This is a genomic window from Micromonospora sp. NPDC048843, from assembly GCF_040649965.1.
GTDB lineage: Bacteria > Actinomycetota > Actinomycetes > Mycobacteriales > Micromonosporaceae > Micromonospora > Micromonospora hortensis.
In genome coordinates this window covers 1-3,113 of sequence record NZ_JBEZGJ010000340.1, presented here as the reverse complement: position 1 = coordinate 3,113, position 3,113 = coordinate 1, and the positions used below count along the sequence as shown (strand labels likewise).

Sequence of the window (3,113 nt, the reverse complement as noted above, 5' to 3'; positions counted from 1 at the left end):
CGAGCGGCTGATGAACGAGCTGCTGGACGCGAGCAACGGCCTCGGTGCCGCCGTCAAGCGGCGCGAGGACACGCACAAGATGGCCGAGTCGAACACCGCGTACGGCACGTCGGCGGCGTGCGCCGCGACCGGAGCGCCGGTGCGGCGGGCCAGCTCCGCCGCGCCGCCAGCGTGATCGGGGTGCGCGTGGGTGAGCACGATACGGGTGACGTCCGCCGGCACCTTGCCCATCGCAGCGAGCCCGAGCACGATCCGAGCCGGCGCCTTGGCCAGCCCGCAGTCGACCAGCGTGACGCTGCCGTCGTCGTCGACGAAGGCGTACGAGTTGACGGCCGCGCGGCCCACAGTGGGGATACGCCAGACGTTCGGGGCCAGTGGCACCGCAGGGGCACGCGTCATGTCGCGAGTCTAGGAAGGATCGTCAACTGTCGTTCTCGACCCACCGGCGGTCCGCCTGAGCTGACGGAGGGCTAACCTCGCGCGGGTGATGTGGCAGAGGTACGTGGCGATCGGCGACAGCACCACCGAAGGGCTCGACGACCCGGACGGCGTCGGCGGCTACCGGGGCTGGGCCGACCGGTTCGCCCTGGCGGTAGCCCGTGCCCAGGGCGGTCTGGAATACGCGAATCTGGCCATCCGTGGCCGGACCACCGCGCTGATCCGGGCCGAGCAACTCCAGCCCGCCCTCGACCTGGCACCCGACCTGGCCACGGTGGTAGCCGGCATGAACGACGTGCTGCGCCCCTCCTTCGACGCGGACCAGGTCGCCGGGGATGTCGCGTCGATGCAGCAGGCACTGGTCGAGCAGGGGGCCACAGTGCTGACCTTCACGATGCCGGATCCGGCGCCCGTGATGCCGTTGGCCCGGCCGCTGCGTGGTCGCATGCTGGCGCTCAACGAGGCGCTGCGGGCCGCCACCGCACGGACCGGGGCCACCCTCCTCGACCTGGGCGCTCATCCGGTCTCCTCCGATCCCCGGCTGTGGAGCGACGACCGGCTGCACGCCAACAGCGCCGGGCACGAGCGGATCGCCGCCGCACTGGCGTACACGGCGGGTCTGCCCGGGTTCGACGACTCATGGACACAGCCGTTGCCGCCGGCACCCCAGCGGCGCCGCGGCGAGGTGTTCGGCGCCGAGCTGGCCTGGACCCGCCGGCACCTGATGCCCTGGCTGGTCCGGCACCTACGCGGCCAGTCGTCGGGTGACGACCGGGTGGCCAAGCGGCCGGTGCCGCTGCCGGTGCCGCTCGACTAGGGCGGATGCGGCAGGATTGGCGACGTGGGTAAGGGTGCGGGACGTCGGCGGGCGAACGCGACAACGGGACGGGTGTGCCCGTGCGGCTCCGGCCGGGCGTACGCGGACTGCTGCGCGCCGGCGCACGGCGGCGACTCCCCGGCGACGGCCGAGGCGTTGATGCGCTCCCGGTTCAGCGCCTTCGCCCTCGGCGACTCCGGTTACCTACTGCGCAGCTGGCACTCCTCGACCCGGCCCGCCTCCCTGGAGCTCGACCCGGGGCAGCGGTGGACCCGACTGGAGATCGTGGAGACCGAGCGGGGCGGCCTGCTCGACACCGCCGGCACTGTGACCTTCCAGGCCCACTACCGGGACGCGGGCCAGCCCGGCACGTTGACCGAACACAGCCGGTTCGTCCGCGAGGACGGCCGGTGGGTCTACCTCGACGGTGACCAACCCTGACGGCTGTTTGGGCGTAGGATGACGTCGGCGTAGTCCTGCGCCGCACCTCCCTCCCGGCGCTCACGCCGCCGGCAACGCGGAGGCAAAGGGGGCCTTGAGCCCTCGGGACGTGGTGCCACATGCCCCACTCCGGCGGGGTCGGCGGGAGCGTGAGTCCCGGTGACCGTGCCGTTGACCGGGAGCATGTGATGACCACCCAGAGATCGCTCAAGGCCCGGGTCCGGGCCCGGATGGAGAAGACCGGCGAGAGTTACACCACCGCCCGCCGGCACCTGATCAGTCGGACCGTCGAGCCGGCGTCCACCGCCGCGTCCCCTCCAGCACCTACCGAACCGACCGTCACGGCTACCGCCGCGCAGACCGAGCGGATCGCCGACGACCTGATCCGCGCCCGGACCGGCCGCGGCTGGAACGAGTGGTTCGCAGTGCTCGACGCCGCGTCCGCCACCGAGTGGACGCACACCCGGATCGCCAGTCACCTCGCCACCGAACATGAGGTGCCGGGCTGGTGGGCACAGACCATCACCGTCGGGTACGAGCAGGCACGCGGTCTGCGCGCGCCGGGTCAACGGCGCGGCGGTGGCTTCGAGGCCAGCGCGAGCCGGACGGTGGCCGTGCCGGCACTGCGACTGTTCGAGGCATTCGCCGACGAGACGGCACGCGCCCGTTGGCTGCCCGACGTCGAGGTACGCGTCCGCACCGCCACCGCGCCGCGCAGCTTCCGCGCCGACTGGGCCGGTGGCCCCACCAGGATCGTCGTCGGCATCGACGCTATCGGCGAGTCAAAGGCCCGGGTCAGCGTTCTGCACGAGAAGCTGACCGGAGCCGAGCAGGCCGCGGAGCTGAAGGCGTACTGGCGGGACCGGCTCGCCGCGCTGAAGGTGTTGCTCGAAACGGACGGAGACCACCGATGACCATGACATTCATCAACCTGCCGGTGCGCGACCTGACCACCGCTACCGAGTTCTACCGGGCGATCGGCTTCACCGGCGACCAGGCCGAGCCGGACGGCGACAGCACGGTGCTCACCATCTCCGACACCACCCGGCTGGTGCTGCACCTGCGCTCGGGCTTCGAGGCGTACACCGGGGTCGCCACGCCGGACACGGCGACCAGCCGCGAGGTCATCATCGGGCTGTCGGCGTCGAGCCGAGGGCAGGTCGACGAACTGGTCGACCAGGCGGCGGTCGCCGGTGGGGAGTCGCTGGGGCCGGGGATGGCCAACGGGCCGATGTACATGCGCGGCTTCCGCGACCTCGACGGCCACCAGTGGTCGTTCCTGCACATGGCCGGCTGACAGTGCGGCCCGGCGGCGGCACCCTCGGCGGGTCCGCGCGGTAGCCCGGCAACGAGGGCCAGCGCACTGTCAACACCACCGACGCGCGCTCGGCGAACCAGGAGTGGTCCACCCCACGGG

4 protein-coding genes and 3 pseudogenes are annotated in these 3,113 nt (G+C 72.3%); 5 read left to right on the top strand and 2 right to left on the bottom strand.

Translation table 11 applies throughout. From position 1 onward, the window contains the following. A pseudogene (locus AB0C20_RS35835) lies at positions 1 to 175 on the top strand (hypothetical protein); the annotation flags it as partial. Here AB0C20_RS35835 and AB0C20_RS35830 read toward each other — a convergent pair. Continuing rightward, positions 157 to 399 (bottom strand): annotated as a pseudogene (locus AB0C20_RS35830) (MBL fold metallo-hydrolase); the annotation flags it as partial. The pseudogenes AB0C20_RS35835 and AB0C20_RS35830 overlap by 19 nt on opposite strands. Before the next feature lie 88 nt (positions 400 to 487). Between AB0C20_RS35830 and AB0C20_RS35825 the strand changes: the two are divergent. The 4 genes from AB0C20_RS35825 (at position 488) to AB0C20_RS35810 (ending at position 2,993) form a co-directional block, all read left to right on the top strand. Then, positions 488 to 1,255: an SGNH/GDSL hydrolase family protein gene (locus tag AB0C20_RS35825; protein WP_357569681.1), complete on the top strand. Its 768-nt coding sequence runs from the start codon at positions 488 to 490 to the stop codon at positions 1,253 to 1,255. A 24-nt stretch (positions 1,256 to 1,279) separates the two neighbouring features. After that, on the top strand, positions 1,280 to 1,696 hold the full coding sequence (locus AB0C20_RS35820) for a YchJ family protein (protein WP_357190548.1): 417 nt from the start codon (positions 1,280 to 1,282) through the stop codon (positions 1,694 to 1,696). Positions 1,697 to 1,884: 188 nt separating this feature from the next. Continuing rightward, the gene (locus tag AB0C20_RS35815) at positions 1,885 to 2,610 is read left to right on the top strand and encodes a DUF4287 domain-containing protein (RefSeq protein WP_357569680.1); all 726 of its coding nucleotides are present in this window, start codon (positions 1,885 to 1,887) and stop codon (positions 2,608 to 2,610) included. Next, a complete protein-coding gene (locus AB0C20_RS35810; protein ID WP_357190545.1) occupies positions 2,607 to 2,993 on the top strand; it encodes a VOC family protein in 387 nt (128 codons plus the stop codon). The genes AB0C20_RS35815 and AB0C20_RS35810 overlap by 4 nt, the downstream gene beginning before the upstream one ends. 25 nt (positions 2,994 to 3,018) lie before the next feature. On the opposite strand, the pseudogene AB0C20_RS35805 reads toward AB0C20_RS35810, so the two are convergent. Further along, positions 3,019 to 3,113 (bottom strand): annotated as a pseudogene (locus tag AB0C20_RS35805) (signal peptidase I); the annotation flags it as partial.